General features: G+C 60.3%; 13 protein-coding genes and 1 pseudogene. 6 read left to right on the top strand and 8 right to left on the bottom strand.

The genetic code is table 11. The features are described 5' to 3' along the window. Nucleotides 1-131: 131 nt before the first annotated feature. The 8 genes from K8W16_RS01060 to lgt form a co-directional block, all read right to left on the bottom strand. Complete coding sequence (locus K8W16_RS01060; protein WP_304120407.1) at nucleotides 132-983, bottom strand: FAD/NAD(P)-binding protein; 852 nt, start codon at nucleotides 981-983, stop codon at nucleotides 132-134. 9 nt (nucleotides 984-992) lie between these two features. Further along, nucleotides 993-2,429 carry a 4Fe-4S dicluster domain-containing protein gene (locus K8W16_RS01055; RefSeq protein WP_369694447.1) on the bottom strand — a complete coding sequence of 479 codons (1,437 nt, stop codon included), beginning with the start codon at nucleotides 2,427-2,429 and terminating at the stop codon, nucleotides 993-995. Next, nucleotides 2,426-3,880, bottom strand: coding sequence for a hydrogenase iron-sulfur subunit (locus K8W16_RS01050; protein ID WP_304120406.1), 1,455 nt, complete (start codon nucleotides 3,878-3,880; stop codon nucleotides 2,426-2,428). Before K8W16_RS01050 ends, K8W16_RS01055 begins: the two co-directional genes overlap by 4 nt. After that, a complete protein-coding gene (locus K8W16_RS01045; RefSeq protein ID WP_304120405.1) occupies nucleotides 3,868-5,841 on the bottom strand; it encodes a CoB--CoM heterodisulfide reductase iron-sulfur subunit A family protein in 1,974 nt (657 codons plus the stop codon). Before K8W16_RS01045 ends, K8W16_RS01050 begins: the two co-directional genes overlap by 13 nt. Further along, nucleotides 5,838-6,788 carry a CoB--CoM heterodisulfide reductase iron-sulfur subunit B family protein gene (locus K8W16_RS01040; protein ID WP_304120404.1) on the bottom strand — a complete coding sequence of 317 codons (951 nt, stop codon included), beginning with the start codon at nucleotides 6,786-6,788 and terminating at the stop codon, nucleotides 5,838-5,840. Before K8W16_RS01040 ends, K8W16_RS01045 begins: the two co-directional genes overlap by 4 nt. 3 nt (nucleotides 6,789-6,791) lie before the next feature. Further along, nucleotides 6,792-7,349 carry a 4Fe-4S dicluster domain-containing protein gene (locus tag K8W16_RS01035; protein WP_304120402.1) on the bottom strand — a complete coding sequence of 186 codons (558 nt, stop codon included), beginning with the start codon at nucleotides 7,347-7,349 and terminating at the stop codon, nucleotides 6,792-6,794. 397 nt (nucleotides 7,350-7,746) lie between these two features. Further along, on the bottom strand, nucleotides 7,747-9,099 hold the full coding sequence (locus tag K8W16_RS01030; RefSeq protein WP_304120401.1) for a 5'-deoxyadenosine deaminase: 1,353 nt from the start codon (nucleotides 9,097-9,099) through the stop codon (nucleotides 7,747-7,749). Next, a complete protein-coding gene (gene lgt, locus K8W16_RS01025) occupies nucleotides 9,096-9,881 on the bottom strand; it encodes a prolipoprotein diacylglyceryl transferase (protein ID WP_304120399.1) in 786 nt (261 codons plus the stop codon). Before lgt ends, K8W16_RS01030 begins: the two co-directional genes overlap by 4 nt. A 258-nt stretch (nucleotides 9,882-10,139) precedes the next feature. Between lgt and K8W16_RS01020 the strand changes: the two genes are divergently transcribed. The 6 genes and pseudogenes from K8W16_RS01020 to K8W16_RS00995 form a co-directional block, all read left to right on the top strand. Further along, on the top strand, nucleotides 10,140-11,168 hold the full coding sequence (locus K8W16_RS01020) for a hypothetical protein (RefSeq protein WP_304120398.1): 1,029 nt from the start codon (nucleotides 10,140-10,142) through the stop codon (nucleotides 11,166-11,168). 164 nt (nucleotides 11,169-11,332) lie between these two features. Beyond that, nucleotides 11,333-11,899 (top strand): RsbRD N-terminal domain-containing protein, encoded by a 567-nt coding sequence (locus K8W16_RS01015; RefSeq protein ID WP_304120396.1) that lies wholly within the window; start codon nucleotides 11,333-11,335, stop codon nucleotides 11,897-11,899. Beyond that, nucleotides 11,896-12,909 carry a sulfate reduction electron transfer complex DsrMKJOP subunit DsrM gene (dsrM, locus tag K8W16_RS01010; protein ID WP_304120394.1) on the top strand — a complete coding sequence of 338 codons (1,014 nt, stop codon included), beginning with the start codon at nucleotides 11,896-11,898 and terminating at the stop codon, nucleotides 12,907-12,909. The genes K8W16_RS01015 and dsrM overlap by 4 nt, the downstream gene beginning before the upstream one ends. A 13-nt stretch (nucleotides 12,910-12,922) precedes the next feature. Beyond that, nucleotides 12,923-14,557 (top strand): sulfate reduction electron transfer complex DsrMKJOP subunit DsrK, encoded by a 1,635-nt coding sequence (gene dsrK / locus K8W16_RS01005; RefSeq protein ID WP_304120393.1) that lies wholly within the window; start codon nucleotides 12,923-12,925, stop codon nucleotides 14,555-14,557. Next, a complete protein-coding gene (gene dsrJ, locus K8W16_RS01000) occupies nucleotides 14,558-14,974 on the top strand; it encodes a sulfate reduction electron transfer complex DsrMKJOP subunit DsrJ (protein ID WP_304120390.1) in 417 nt (138 codons plus the stop codon). Next, a pseudogene (locus K8W16_RS00995) lies at nucleotides 14,961-15,309 on the top strand (4Fe-4S ferredoxin); the annotation flags it as partial. The gene dsrJ and the pseudogene K8W16_RS00995, both read left to right, overlap by 14 nt.

Genomic DNA, 15,309 nt, shown 5'->3' with positions numbered 1-15,309 from the left:
CCAAACGCCGCGGTTCGCCGCGGCGTTTCTTTTTGGTTAAACGAAAAAACCCGGCCTAGCCGGGAGTTTTCGTTTATCCCAAAAGGCCCCTTCACAGGAAGGGGCCTTTTTTCATTCATGCCTCACAAGGGCTACATTTCCGGGGGCAGCTCGTTGAGCTGGGCCTGCGAAAACACAGGGCCGTCCAGACACACGAACTTGCCGCCCAGGTTGCAACGCCCGCAGATGCCGATGCCGCACTTCATACGCCGCTCCAGAGTGGTGATGATGTTCTCATCCTTGAAGCCCATCTCGCGGAACGCCGCCAGCGTGAACTTGATCATGATGGGCGGGCCGCAAAGCACGGCGATGGTGTTGTCCGGGCTGGGGGCAAGCTCCTTGAGCACGTTGGGGATCATGCCCACGCGATGCGGCCAGTCCGGCGCTTCGCGGTCGATGGTGAGCGTGGTGTGCAAAACGTCGCTCTCCAGCCAGCCGGGAAGGTCGGCCTTGTAGGCCATATCCTCGGGCGAGCGCGCGCCGTAGAGCAGGCTGAGCTTGCCGTATTCGGAAGCGTGCTCCATAACGTGCAGCATGATGGTGCGGATGGGCGCCATGCCGATGCCGCCGCCCACGAACACGATATTCTTGCCCTTCCACTGCTCGTAAGGGAAATAGTTCCCCAGAGGAGCGCGCACGCCCACCTTGTCGCCGGGCTGCAATTTATGGATAGCGGTAGTCACCTCGCCCGCGCGCATGACGGAAAACTGAAGGTAATCCCTGCACGAAGGCGGAGTATTGATGACGAAGGTGGATTCCCCCACGCCGAACACGGAAAGCTGCCCCACCTGGCCGGGCTGGTAGGTGAAGCTGTTCCAGGCCTCTTCATTGTCAAAGCGCACACGGAACGACTTGATGGTGGGCGATTCCGTGATGACTTCCAGAACCGTGGCGACTTCAGGCAGGTAAGGATTCTTGCTGCAGCCGCAGTTATGTTCGCTCATACTCTCTCCTTACCTTTTCTTGGCCTTGTTCTTGGAAGAACGGGAAGACTTCTGCACGTTTTTCGGAGCAGGCGCCTTGGGCTCTTCCGGCGCGTGAACTTCGGCAGGAGCGGACTCTTCAGTCGGGGCTTCGGCGACTTCCGGCGCAGGAGCTTCGGAATCGGCTTCCTCAACCGCGTTTTCTTCCGCAGGGGCAGGAACTTCTGCTTCTTCAGGGGCTGTGCTTTCCGCAACCGGGGCTTCAACTTCTTCCACCGCCGAAGCGGCAGCTTCAACGACGGACTCTTCCACGGGAGCCGGAGCTTCAACCGCAGAAGCCGCACTTTCTACAGGAGCGGGAGCTTCCACGGCAGAGGCTTCCGCAGGGGCCGCCTCTGCAATTTCTATGGTTGCGCCCTCCACGGCAGCCTTCACCATATGCCGGATATCCAACGACACGGGGCAGCTCACCACGCAGCGGCCGCACCCCACGCAGGAGAAGAAGCCGTCGTAGCGCTCGGGGTAGAAGCTGAACTTGTGGCTCACGCGGTTGCGCATACGCGCAGCCTTGCCGGAGCGGGGGTTGTGCCCGCTGGTCTCCAGCGTGAAGAGCGGTGACATGCAGGAATCCCAGCTGCGCAGACGGCGGCCGTTGAGCTGCGAGCCTTCATCGGTAATGGTGAAGCACTGGCAGGTGGGGCAAAGGTAGGTGCATGCGCCGCAGGAAAGGCACTTCACCGTTTCCTTTTCCCAGAACTCCGTATCGGTGAAGCGCGAAGCCACCTTTTCCATGACATGGGTCAGTTCCGGCGCAGGGGAAAGGGACGCTGCGGCAGCGGCATGCGCCGTTTCAACATCGGCGGCTTTTTCGGAGGCATCGGCAAGGCCCGCGCCTTCCAGAAGCGCCCGTCCCTTTTCCGTGACGACTTCCAGAACGAAACCGCCTTCCACGGCGGTGAAGAGGATATCCGAGCCTTCCTTGTCGGAAGGGTTGCTCCCCACCCAGTGGCAGAAACAGGAAGAAAAGGCCGCGGGGCATGCCTGTGTGACGATGACGGTGGCCTCGCGGCGTGCGCCGTAGTACGGATCCTTGAACTTTCCTTCCAGATAGGGGCGGTCGAGCACCACAAAACCGCGTGCATCGCAGGGGCGGCAGCCGAAAAGCACCGTGGGTTCAGCCTTGCAGGGATTCTCCAGCGTGGTGGTCAGCTTCGAGGCGTCCGCCTCGTCCTTCACGGACTTGAAGGCAACCAGAGTTTCACACTGGGGCAGCATGGCCTGCTTGGGGGAAGCGGTGGCGCGGCGAAGCAGCGCGTCCATATCTGCGGAGGCGAGCTGCCCCGCCGTCCAGGGGCGATAGACCACGCTGGGGCCTTCCTTGCGGGGAGCCAGCACGCGATAGCCTGAGGCAAGCTTTGCAAGCCAGCCCGTCAGCTCTTTCGGTGTTGCAAAAAGGAGACTGCTCATGCCAGATCACGCTCCTTGATAGTCGGTTCTTCCACCTGATAGGTGAGCAGCGGAGGCGTGGCGTTCACATCAAGGCCCGCGCCGTAGCTGAAGATCTTCTTAATCATGCGGCCAAACTGCTGCTTGAGCGCGAACACGGGGATATCCATGGGGCAGGCGCGCTCACATTCCGTGCAGCCGGTGCAGCGCCCGGCAAGATGCTGGGCGTGGATGAGCTGGAAGAACAGCTTCTGCTGCACGGTGTCTTCCTGCGTGAGCCACGCGGGATCGCGCGAATCGGACACGCAGTGGTCGCGGCACACGCACATGGGGCAGGCGCCCCGGCAGGCGTGGCAGGCGATGCAGCGTTCCATCTGTCCCTTCCAGTACCCCATGCGTTCCTCAAGGCTCAGAGAGTCAAGGAAGCGCAGACCGGGAAGACGCCCGTCGGCAGGTTCCTCGGGCTCCACGGTGGGCTTGCCCACAAATACGTCCGAGACTACAGCGTTGGGTTTGGTGCAGAGGCGGCACTTATCCTGCGCCACTTCCGCCATGGTCATTTCGTATTCCTTGCCGGCGGCGGTGACGATGAGCTTGCTGCCCTTGCCCGTGAAGGATTCCACCTTCGCGCCTTCGGGAAGCTTTGCAAGGATGCGGGACACGTTTACCGTGCCGTTGCAGCCCATGCCGAAGATCTTCACATCTTCGCGGGAAATGAGCTCTTCGGCCAGAAGTTCCACCACGCCCTTGCTGTCGCAGCCCTTGACCACCACGCCTATCTTGCGGCCCTTGTACTGGGGCAGATACACGGCGAGGTTGTGCACGTTGAAGGGGCCCCAGATAAGGGAATCCACTTCTTCGGGTGTGGTCATGAACACCGGCTCCGCATGGACGGCGTCAAAGCCCTGCTTCCAGCCGAGCACGCCTTCCAGGCCTTCCGCCAGAGCGTCTTTAATGGCCTGCTTGAGTTCGGGCAGGGAGGGATGGTCGCCGCAGCCCAGAGGCCGGATCGCTTCAATGAGTTCTTCAGGGCGGTCATAACGGGCGGGCACGTCCTCCCAGCGGGGAGCCGGGCCGAGGGCGTGGATGCGGTTCGTGAAGTTGGTCACCACGTCCTTCCAGCGCTGGCCTTCGGAAGCGGAAACCCAGGTGTACTCGAAGCGGTCGGGGTTGATGCCTATGACGGGCAGGAACTGCTTGAGCAGCTCCAGACGGCGGCGGGCATAGTAGTTGCCTGCGGAATAATGGCAGTCGCGCGGATGGCAGCCCGACACCAGCACGCCGTCAGCCCCGTTGATGAGGGCCTTCAGCACGAAGAGGGGATTCACACGGCCCGAGCAGGGGACGCGGATGATGCGAAGGTCGGTAGGCTGGACGGCGCGGGCGGTGCCTGCCGTGTCGGCGCCGCCGTAAGAGCACCAGTTGCACAGAAAACCTACGATACGGAGCTCCTTGCCGGCTAAGACAGACATAGGGCATTCACCTCCGCGAGAAGCTGATTGTCAGTGAAATGGGCGACCTGAATGGCGCCCTGCGGGCAGGTGGCCGTGCAGACGCCGCAGCCCTGGCAGACCGTCTCGATCACATGGGCCTTCTTCTGGCCGCGGATCTCCACTTCTTCAATGGCCTGATAGGGGCAGACCTTGATGCACTTGCCGCAGGCCACGCAGCGCTTGATATCCACCACGGACACCTGCGGATCGTTCTCCAGCTTGGGCTTAGAGAAAAGAGCCATGACCTTGGCCGCAGCGGCGCTGCCCTGCGCCACGGAGGCGGGAATATCCTTGGGGCCCTGGCACACGCCGGCCAGATACACGCCTGCGGTATTGGTTTCCACAGGGCGCAGCTTCACATGGCTTTCCATGAAGAAGCCGAAATGGTCGTAGGAAATGCGGAGCTTTTCCGCCAGATGCCCTGCGCCCTTGGAACCTTCCACGCCCACGGCGAGCACCACCATGTCGGCATCGACCTCCACGGATTCGCCGAGCAGCGTGTCGGCACCGCGCACGATGTAGCCCACCTTGCCGTCCTCCCGCACCGTGGGCTGAATGGCCGAAACGCGGCCGCGTATGTACTGCACGCCGTACTCTTCCTGGGCGCGGCGGGTGAACTCGTCATACATTTTGCCGGGCGCGCGTATGTCCATATAGAATACGAACGCTTCCGCGTCGGGAAGATGATCCTTGGTCATAATGGCCTGCTTGGCCGTGTACATGCAGCAGAAGCCCGAGCAGTAGGGGCGGCCTATGGAGCAGTCGCGGGAGGCCACGCACTGGATGAACACGATGTTCTTGGGTTCCATGCCGTCGGACGGGCGATGGATATGGCCGCCCGTGGGGCCGGAAGCGGACATCATGCGTTCGTACTGGAGGCTGGTGATGACGTCGGGATAGGCTCCGCCGCCGTATTCCTTGTAGATGGTCCAGTCCACCAGGTCATAGCCGGTGGCCGCGATGATTGCGCCCACCTTTTCTTCCACGATCTCATCCACCATGTCGTACACAATGGCGCCCGTGGGGCAGACCTTGGCGCAAACCCCGCACTTGCCTTCCTTGATCTTGCGGCAGTAATCGGGATTGATGGTGGCCTTCTTGGGAATGGCCTGGGGGAAGGGAATATTTATGGCACGGCAGTTGCTGATGCCTTCATTGAAAGCATCGGGCACATTCTTCGTAGGGCATTTCTCGGTGCAGGTGCCGCAGCCTGTGCACTTGCTCCAGTCCACATAGGTGGCGCGTTTTCTGATCTTTACGGTGAAGTTGCCCACAAAGCCGGAAATGCTTTCCACCTCGGAATGAGCGTACAGCGTGATGTTGGGATTCTGGGCCACGTCCACCATCTTGGGCGCGAGCACGCAGCTTGAGCAGTCGATGGTGGGGAAGGTCTTGTCGAGCTTGGCCATTTTGCCGCCGATGGTGCTCTCACGCTCCACCATGACTACGCCTATGCCGGACTCGGCTGCGTCCAGAGCAGCCTGAATGCCCGCCACGCCGCCGCCTATGACCAGCACTCGCTTGGTCACGTCGAACTGCTTGGCGTAGAGGGGGGTGTTGCGGCGCAGCTTTTCCACGGCAAGGCGCACCAGTTCGGCGGCCTTGTTGGTATTGGCTTCGCGGTCGCGGCCGATCCACGAAACATGCTCGCGGATATTGGCCATTTCAAACATGTAGCGGTTGAGACCTGCGCGCTCCACCGTGCGGCGGAACGTGGGCTCATGCATGCGCGGGGAGCAGGAAGCCACCACCACGCCGTCGAGACCGTGCTTCTTGATAGCCTGGACGATGTTTTCCTGCCCGGGTTCCGAGCAGGTGTACATGGTGTCCTCGGAGAACACGACATCGGGGTAGGTCAGCGCGATCTTGGCAACCGTGGCGGTGTCCACCGTCGCTTCGATGTTGCTGCCGCAGTGACAGACGAATACGCCGATTTTCATGATGCGGCTCCTGCGGCCTTCATGGATTCAAGTTCGGCGGCAACGCGCGCCTTGCGGCGTTCGGCGATCTTGTCCAGAAGGGGATAGGGATTGACGGCCAGCTTGTCCAGACGCATGGCGTCCTTGGGCAGGCCGAAGGCGAGCGCGATCATCTGGGTGTAGTAGAACACCGGCAGTCCGAAAAAGCTCTTCTTCGAAATCCTGGCGGCCTGACGCTGGCGCAGGTCGAGATTCATATGGCACAGAGGGCAGGCGGTAATGACGGCTTCCGCGCCCACGGCTTTGGCGGTATCAAGGATGCGGCCGCTCAAAGAACCGGGAACCCTCACATCCGGGATACCCATGGCCGCGCCGCAGCACTCCGTCTTCAGGGCGAAGGGCAGAACCTCGGCTCCGAGAGCTCTCATAATGTTGTCGAGAGACACGGGGTTTTCCGGGTCGTCGAACTGCGCCACCTGAGCCGGACGGCTCAGAAGGCAGCCGTAATAGGTAACCACCTTCAGTCCTTCCAGCGGATAGGTCACACGGGAAGCCACGTTTTCAATCCCCACATGCTCCACAATGGCCTGAAGCACGGAGTAAGTTTCCATGAGGTCAGCCCCGCCCTCGGCATTGGCCGGAGTGGGTTCATCGAGCAGTTCGTCCACTCTGGCCTTGAAGTCGGGCTTCTGCATGCGGTAGCGGGCCATTTTCAGGTTGGAAGAGCAGCTCGGGCACGGGGAAATCACGCAGTCCGCGCCGGTTTTTGCAGCCTGAGTGAGGTTGCGTGCGGCAAGCGCGCCGGAAAGTTCATGACTTATGGAGTGGGCGGGAGTGGAACCGCAGCAGTTCCAGTCCTCAATCTCCACAAGGTCCATATTCAGCGCATTGCACACCGCACGGGTGGACACTTCATACTCCACAGAGGTGCCGTGGCCCGAACAGCCGGGATAATAGGCGTATTTCATGGGTCAGCTCCTCTTTTCCGCGTAACGCTTGAAGATGCGTGCCACTTCCTCGCGCCCGTGAATGACGGAGGGAATGAAGGGCATTTTCTTCTTCATGAGCGCAGTGGGGGCTATCTCAAGGTTGCCCCAGCCCCGCAGCGTGCGCCCCATGTAGTCGGCCATGACGCCAAGCTCATACGAACGACCCGTAGCGTGCACGGTATCCAGAAACGCCTTCCAGAAGGATTCAATGGGCCGATCCTGCACCCACCCCTCTCGACGAGCCATCATGCGGAGCGTTTCCATCACCGCGGCGACGTCGATATTGTTGGGGCAGCGGGCGCTGCAGGTCGAACACGACAGACACAGCCACAGCGAACGGTTTTTAAGGGCTTCTTCCTTGAGGCCCATCTGCACGGCGCGCATGATCTGACTGACCTGCCGGTCATAGAACTGGGCGCCCGGGCAGCCTGCCGTGCACTTGCCGCATTGATAGCAGGCCGACAGGTTCTGACCGCTCTCTTCTTCGACCTGATGCTTGAACTTCAGGTCCCTGGCTTTATCAAGCCTTGTAATGTTCATAGAGACTCCCCTTGAAGACTTTTTCACAACCATAGGGAATCATAGAGATTTCCTGCATGGCGAGGAGAAAGCCTTTCAATGTCTGACAAAAAAGGACAATGTGGAGTAGAACACACTTCTGAGGGCAAGTCCAGAAAGATTTCTGAAAAAGATGCAAGAAAAATCTCCTACTTTTCCAACCCGCGGCATACAAAAGCGCAACTGCATCCTCTCCCCTGCGCAAAAAAGCACGTCTTTCGAAATGCGGGAGACAAGGTTCCGCCACCCTGACCGGGCCTTCGGCACGTCACGGCCAAAGTACGGAAAAGTACCGTTCTTCGGCAGCGGGGAGGAGTAGGAGCCGGGCCGGAAGAATCTTCTCACGCAGAGGAAGGCGCTCCTCCGGCAGCGGCGGGCCCTATGGGCATAAAAGCGGGCGCAGACCGGCGCGGCGCATGAGGGCGGAGCACTCCTCTTCCGCCTCCCTCAGCGTGCTTGCCGCGTCAAGAGTAAGGAAGGCGCGGTCGCGGTAGAGGAATTTCCCGTCCGCCATGGTGTGCAGCACGTTTTCATGCGTGGCCTGATACACCACCCTCTGTACCACGTCGCGCCCGCCGGAGGGCAGAGAATGGGGCATGTCCATGTCGAGCACCACGAGGTCTGCCTTTTTGCCCGGCTCCAGACTGCCGAGCTCATTCTCCTGCCCCAGGGCCGCCGCACCTCCCAGCGTGGCTATTTCCAGCGCCTGCATGGCGGGCAGGGCCTTCGGGTCATGGGTGAGCGCCTTCTGGAGGAGGGAGGCCCGGCGCACTTCCTCCAGCGCATCCATGTGGTTGTGCGCGCCGTCGAGCCCTATACCCACGTTCGCGCCGAGTGCGGCAAGCTCCGTCACGGGCGCGATGCCCGAAGCGAGCTTGAGGTTGGAGGAGGGGCAGTGCGCCACATGGGTACCCGTTCCGGCAAGAATGTTCTTTTCCTCCTCGTCCAGCCAGATGCAGTGTGCGAGAATCACATCCTCTCCCGTGTAGCCGATGCGGTCGAGGTACCGGACGTTGCGCTCGCGGCAGAGCTTCTCCACCAACGCGATTTCCCCGAGATTCTCCGAGGCATGGGTGTGCAGGCGAAGGCCGTTCTGTCTGGCCATATCGCGCGCTGAGGCAAGGAGTTTTTCCGAGCAGGAGGGGACGAAACGAGGGGCCACGGCATAGCGCAGGCGGCCCCTTTCCGCCATGTGCCAGCGACGAACGAGGCGCTCCGTTTCTTTCAGACAGGCGGCCGTATCCTCCTTCATGAGAGCGGGAAGCCCCTCCCCCCTGTCCATCATACATTTGCCGAAAAGCCCGCGCAGGCCCGTTTCGGCCATGACTTCAAAAACCGCATCCTCATGCAGGGTGGTACCCATATCGATGAGCGAAGTCGTTCCGCTTCGGATAAGCTCCATGGCTGCAAGGCGCGCAGAAGCGGCGTTGCTCTTTGCCGTGTGCGCGGCCTCCAGAGGCCAGGTGCGCCTTTGCAGCCAGTTCATAAGGGAAAAATCATCGCAAAGCCCCCGGAACAGGGCCTGCGTCACATGCATGTGCGCCTGCACAAGGCCCGGGATCACCACCTTGCCTCGCACGTCCACCACTTCCACGCCCTCTTCAGGGCGGAATGTCTCCTCATGCGGAGTAATGGAGACGATGTGGTCGTCTTCCACCAAAATGTCGGCGCACAGCACGCGACGCTCCCCGTCCATGGTGACGGCCGTGCCTCCCCGGAGCAGGATCTTCATGCCCCGTTCCCCCTGCCGCGCGAATGCAGCAGAAGCCAGAGGCCCGCGGCAAGAAGCGGCAGACAGAGAATCTGCCCCATGGTGACCCAGCCGCCGAAAAGATAGCCGAGCTGAGCGTCGGGCATGCGGAAGAACTCCACGAAGATGCGGCTTGCGGCATAGAGTACGCCGAAAAGCCCTGCCACTGCACCGCGTGGCCTGGGCTTTGAGGAGTATATCCACAGGATCACGAAGGTGAGCAGGCCCTCAAGGCCCGCCTCGTAGAGCTGGGAAGGGTGCCTCGGCAGAGGCCCGGCCCCGGGGAAGACCATACCGAGAGGTGAATCCGTCACCTTGCCCCAGAGCTCGGCGTTGATGAAGTTACCAATACGTCCGAAAAAAAGGCCCGTGGGCACGAGCGGGGCTACGAAGTCGAGGATATCCACCAGCCCCTTGCCGTTCCTGCGCCCCCACAGCCAGCTTGCCGAGACAACGCCGAGCAGCCCTCCGTGGAAGGACATGCCGCCGTTCCACACGCGCACGATTTCCACAGGGTCAGCCAGGTAGGCGGAAAAATCGTAGAACAGCACATATCCGAGCCTTGCCCCGACGATGACGCCGAGCATGGCCCATGTAACGAAATCGTCCACCTGCGCTTTTGTCCATGAGCTCCAGGGACGGGATGCCCTGAAACGCCCCAGGAGCCACCCCGCAAGAAACGCAAAGACATACATGAGCCCATACCAGTGCAGCTGCAAAGGTCCTATGGAAAGAGCCACAGGATCAATGGAAGGATATTGCATCGAATTCTCCTTGTTCCCGCGCTCCTTACCATAAAAGGAGCGGACAGGCCAGCGCGGAACCTGCGGGGAGAAAGGCTCCCTTCTCCCTACGCGGAAGGCACCCTAAAAAAATATTCTCGGCATTGTCCGGCCCCGGCCTTTCTTTCGCGCCCTCCCCGGCATGAGAATCTCCGCCCCGGGAAAGCACTGTGCATAAAAACTCTTTACGCGGCCGGATGACTACGCTACTTCCGAAGAAACGATCATCACGGAGCCGCCATGCTCAAAAGCACCCGTCCTTTTCCCCTCGTCGCGGCCGCAGTTTCTTTTGTCGGCCTTCTCTTCTGCATCTGGGTATTCTTCACCGGAGGCGAGGCCCTCTGCCTTACCGACGGCTGCGCATTGTTTCAGGATTTCCGTCTCGCCGGAATCTCCCTCTGGCAGGCAGGGGCCGCCTTCTTCTGCTGCCTCCTGATCCTTGCGCTGCTTCGCCTTGTGCGGGCGGCCTGTTGCTGCGCCGCGCTGGCCCTTGCCGCAGACACAGCGCTTCTTTGTGTCATGCTCTTCACCGCCCCCTGCGTGAACTGCCTCATCGTCGGCTCTCTCATCGCTCTTTCCTTCCTGGCTTTCCGCAGCGAATCCGAATACGGAAAAAAAGAGCGCTCAGCCCTGGCCCTCGTCTGGTTTCTCCTGCTCCTTGTGAATGTGGGCAGTGTCCTGCGCGATACCTCCGAGCCCTGGTCTCCCCTGCCCGCTCAGAAAGAAGCCTCGGTGCACATTTACTTCTCCCCCAGTTGCCGCGCCTGCCGGACGCTCCTTTCCCGGGCCGATGATCTGAAGGGCGCGCAATGGTTCCCCGTGCCCGAAGACACACGCGATATCTGGGTCATCTCCGCCATGACGAAAAACCTGGAGAAGGGCATGTCCCTCGAGTTAGCCGTGGAAGAAGCTCAGAAAGCCGTGCCCGCCCTGCCGGATTTCAAAGACGACGCCTCCTTCCGCCTCGGACTGCTCAGGCCGGGCATGCTGCTGCTGCAGTTCCGTCTCTGGCAGAATCACGCCCATGTGCTTTCAGCCGGAAACGACCGCCTGCCCTTCCTGGAATTCAAGGGCCTACCCACCTTCCTGACCGAGCCGCCCGCGCCGGTGCAAAGCTCCTCTCCGGCTGTCGACGGGCCACCTTCTCCTCTCATCCCCGAAATCGGTGTGGCCGGATTCTGCGACGGTACGGCCGAATCCCCTTGTGAAAACGGCGAGCCGGGAGAGGCTCCGGCTCCCCTTATTGATACAAGCGCCATGCTGCCCTAGACTTCACAATCCGCCAAATTTTTTCAATCCGGCGACTTTGCAGGAGAAAACAGCGCAATCGGCAATAATGCCGACTTGTCTCCGTCCGAAAGTTAAGCTAATCTCAGGCAAATTAGCGGCCTGTCTGGGCCGGGCCGTTTCACCATTACTCACACAAGGCATACATGGATATCACAGAACTGTGCAGCAACCGGCGAGATGTGCTGGTAGACCGCTGGGTAAACCGGTTCTTTGCCAGCTATCCTCTGGACAGCAAGGGCTTCATGCGTACGAGCCGCGACCGCTTCGCCAACCCCGTGGGGGAGACGACGCGCATCGCCGCGGGCGTGCTTTTCAACGCCGTCGTCGGCATGGATACCGACCCTGAAACCGTAAAGGGAGCCCTTCACGACCTTATTTGGATACGCGCCGTACAGGACATGCCCCCATCCAAAGCCGTGGGAGCGCTGTACCTGCTCAAGGATCTGCTGCGTGCGGAAGTGCTGCCTGAATGTCTGAAACCAGAACATGCCGGCTCCGGGATACTCAACGAATACCTCGCCATGGAATCCAGGTTGGACACCCTTGGGCTCATGGCTCTCGACATGTACTCGGAAGCGAGAGAGCGCGTGTTCAGGATCAGAGTGGAGGAAGTAAAGCGAAGCCAGTCACAGGTGATACGGCTGGCCAAGCTTCGGAGGGAGCAGGAGGACTCTGCTCCTGAAACTGAAAATCGAGGGGTAGAGGAATGACCATCGCATTTGCGGCAACTCTGCTTATCCTGTGCGTAGGATGGGCGGGGTCAGCACTTGGCCTGCAGTATCTGCTCGGCGTGATCTTACCGCTGACAGCGGGTGCTGTGTTCATCATCGGCTTCATCTGGAAAATCATCCGCTGGGCCAAATCGCCTGTACCGTTCGCCATCCCCACGGTGGCGGGCCAGCAGCGCTCTCTGGACTGGATCAAGCCAAACCGCTTGGAATGCCCCTGGACCACGCCCGCCGTCGTCGGCCGCATGATCCTTGAGGTGTTCGCCTTCCGGTCCCTGTTCCGCAACACGCGGGCCGAGCGCACCACCATCGACGGTACTCCGCGCGTCACCTATTTTTCCAACAAGTGGCTGTGGGTGTTCGCCCTGCTGTTCCACTACAGCATGCTCGTCATCATCATCCGCCACGCCCGCTTTTTCCTTGACCCCGTGCCTGTCTGCATTGCCGTCATCGAATTCGTGGACGGTGTGTTCCAGGTAGGCGCTCCCCGTTTCTACCTGACCGACGCCTTCATCCTTGCCGGTCTTGCCTTCCTGCTGCTGCGCCGCGTGTGCACGGAAAAACTCCGCTACATCTCTCTGCCCGCCGACTACTTTGCGCTGTTTTTGCTCATTGCCATCGCCGGTTCCGGCATCTGCATGCGTTACATTTCCAAGGTGGATATCAACCAGGCCAAGGAAGTCATCATGGGTCTCGCCATGCTGCAGCCTGTGGATCCCTCCGGCCTCGGCTCCATCTTCTTCATCCATGTAACACTGGTGAGCGCACTTCTCATCTACTTCCCCTTCTCCAAGCTCATGCACATGGGCGGAGTCTTCATGAGCCCCACCCGCAACATGAAGTGCAACACCCGTGAAGAGAGACATGTGAATCCTTGGAATCCGCCCAAGCATTATCACACCTACGAAGAATATGAAGATGATTTCCGCGAAGCCATGGTTGAGGCCGGCATCCCTGTAGACAAGCAGCCTGAACCCAAGACGGAAGCCTAAGGAGTTACTGGTCATGGCAAAAATGCCCACACCCGAAGAATTGCTGGCGGCCACGCCCACTTCCTTCCCCAAAGAGGGATGGATGGACACCAAGCCGGATTTCCACCCCGGCAGCTTCTGCTATCCCGCCAAGACGGAAATACTGAAGGGCCTCGGCTTTGAAAACGCCCACGACTGGGCGCCCGACAGCGAAGACTGGGAGCTTCCCGAGAACTGGGAAGAAATCCTCCACAATTCTCTTGAGGACGCCCTGAAGAAGCACCGTTCCCTCAAGGTATTCATGGATTGCTGCGTGCGCTGCGGCGCCTGCGCCGACAAGTGCCACTTCTTCATCGGTACCAACGATCCCAAGAACATGCCCGTGCTTCGCGCCGAGCTGCTGCGTTCCGTGTACCGTAAGGACTTTACCACCGCCGGCCGCCTGCTCGGCAAGTACGCCGGTGCACGCAAGCTGGACAAGGACGTCATCAAGGAGTGGTTCATCTACTTCTATCAGTGCACGGAATGCCGCCGCTGCTCCCTGTTCTGCCCTTACGGCATCGACACTGCGGAAATCACGGTTATCGTGCGCCAGATGCTTCTGGATCTCGGCCTCGGCATTCACTGGATCATGAACTCGGTCAACGACTGCAACCGCACCGGTAACCATCTCGGCGTCCAGCCCCATTCCATGCGTGAAATCGTGGAATTCCTCTGCGACGACATTGAGACCATCACCGGCATCCGCGTGGATCCTCCGTGGAACGAAAAGGGACATGAAGTCATCTTCATCACCCCCTCCGGCGACTACTTCGCCGACCCCGGCATCTACACCTTCATGGGCTACCTCATGCTGTTCCATGAAATCGGCCTGGACTACACCCTTTCCACCTACGCCTCTGAAGGCGGCAACTTCGGCTCCTTCGTCTCCTTCGACGTGGCCAAGCGCCTCAACGCGAAGATGTATGCGGAAGCCGAACGCCTGGGAGTGAAGTGGATTCTCGGCGGCGAATGCGGTCACATGTGGCGCGTGGTGAACCAGTACATGGCCACCTACAACGGCCCCACCCCGCCGAACATGGAAGTGCCCGTTTCCCCCATCACCGGCACAGTGTTCAAAAACGCCGCCGCCACCAAGATGGTGCACATCGCGGAATTCACGGCCGACCTCATCAAGCACAACAAACTTACCCTGCGCCCCGAGCGCAACAACCACATCATCACCACCTGGCACGACTCCTGCAACCCGGCCCGCGCCATGGGCCTTCTGGAAGAGCCGCGCTACATCCTCAGGCACGTCTGCAACAACTTTGTGGAAATGCCCGAGCATACCATCCGCGAGGAAACTTTCTGCTGCGGCTCCGGTTCCGGCCTGAATGCCGAAGAAATCATGGATCAGCGCCTGCGCGGAGGCTTCCCCCGCGCCAACGCTCTGCGCTATGTGCACGACACCAAGGGTGTGAACTGGATGGGCTGCGTATGCGCCCTTGACCGCGCTGCACTGCCTCCGCTCGTCGATTACTGGGTGCCCGGCGTCACGGTGAGCGGCCTGCATGAACTCGTGGCCAACGCTCTGGTGATGAAGGGCGAAATTCCCCGCACCATGGACCTGCGTCAGGAAGATCTGCCCTTCCCCGATGAAGATCCCGCCGCCTCGGAGGAAGCATAAATGTATAACGCAAAATTCGTCATCCCCGGCATCATCGTCTTTGCCGGGCTGTTCACCGCGCCCTTCTGGATCAATATGCTTTCTTCCGGTCAGCAGAAGGTTGAGGTGGTGCTCCCCACGGAACCTGTCACCTTCTTCGGGGAAGCACGCACCGGCTGCGTGGAGCCCAGGGAATGGATGGCCGCCAATCACATGGAACTGCTCATTGAATGGCGCGACCAGGCTCTGCGCGAAAATAAACGCATCTATGTCGCTTCCGACGGCAAGAAATGGGAAACCAGCTTGCAGAATACCTGCATGGCCTGCCACAGCAACAAGGCCGAATTCTGCGACAAGTGCCACGATGCCAACAGCGTGAACCCGTACTGCTGGGACTGCCACGTCATCCCCCAGGGGAACAATCATGAATTCGAGTAGACGTTATTTTCTTAAAGTTGCAGGCCTTTCCACCTTCGCCCTGGCCGCCGGAGCGGCACGGGCAGAAGCCGCCGAGGCCTCGTATGAAGCCTATCCCGAAGGCCTGAAGGCCCATCGTTGGGCCATGGTCATCGACACCCGCCGTTTCCAGAAGCCTGAGGACATGCGCCCCATCATGGAAGCCTGTCACAAGGTGCACAACGTGCCCACCATCCCCGCTCCCCGGGAAATCAAGTGGATCTGGGACGACACCTTCGAACATGCCTTTGCCAACGACCCGGATCCCAGGCTTCCTGAAAGCATGGAAAACCGCCGCTTCTTCCTTCTGTGCAACC

It is taken from the genome of Mailhella massiliensis, assembly GCF_020741395.1.
GTDB classification, from domain to species: domain Bacteria; phylum Desulfobacterota; class Desulfovibrionia; order Desulfovibrionales; family Desulfovibrionaceae; genus Mailhella; species Mailhella massiliensis_A.
This window is presented reverse-complemented; position numbering and strand designations above follow the sequence as displayed.